Below are 669 nucleotides of genomic sequence, written 5' to 3'. Positions count from 1 at the left end.
GGGACCGCCGGTGGTGTCGGTGGTGTCGGTGGCGTCGGTCGGGTCACGCGGGTCGGTGGTCTCGTACGGGGTCGTCGCCACTAAGCGGTCCTCCCAGGGGTGAGCGGGCTGGTCACGGACGGGGTGGAGCGATGTCTGCGCAACGGTGGTCCTCTCCCTCGGGGCGCGCGGACGGGACGGGAGACGATCATGGCCGCCGCCACCGACCGTGCGCCGCCGCCTTCCCGGTTGCGGTCCGTCCGGTTCCACGAAGCGCGTGCGACGCCCGGTCGCGAGGCAGGCCCGGCACGGGGTTCGGGGTGTCTTCCACTGCGACACGCGTACGGAAATCCGTGGGGATACGGCACCCCCGGAACTGGGACTGGTGGGGTCCTCCTGCCGGGAGGGTTATGGGCGGGGCGGGAGTCGCCACCGCGGCTTGTGGACCGACAGGACGGTCGCCGCGACCAGGAGGACCAGCTTGGCGAACACCCACACGTACCGCGGCAGCCCCCACCGGGCCCCGAGGGCCAGGACCAGACCGGTGACCAGGGCGGTCATGCTCAGGGGGATGTCGCCCGCGAAGGTCCGCACCGTCAGGAGCCGGTAGGCCGCGCGTGCGAACTCGATGTCGTCGGTCCGTGCCGCCACGATGGTGAGGACGGCGAGGACCCGGACCTCGCCGAGCAG

The 669-nt window shown here is 72.6% G+C and carries 1 pseudogene; it reads right to left on the bottom strand.

Annotation, left to right across the window (positions count from 1 at the left end):
• Window positions 1-387: 387 nt before the first annotated feature.
• Window positions 388-669: pseudogene (locus tag D471_RS40440) on the bottom strand (hypothetical protein); the annotation flags it as partial.

It is taken from the genome of Nocardiopsis lucentensis DSM 44048 (assembly GCF_000341125.1).
Classification (GTDB): Bacteria; Actinomycetota; Actinomycetes; order Streptosporangiales; family Streptosporangiaceae; genus Nocardiopsis; species Nocardiopsis lucentensis.
Note: the sequence above shows the minus strand (reverse complement) of the source record. Positions and strands in the feature narration are given on the sequence as shown.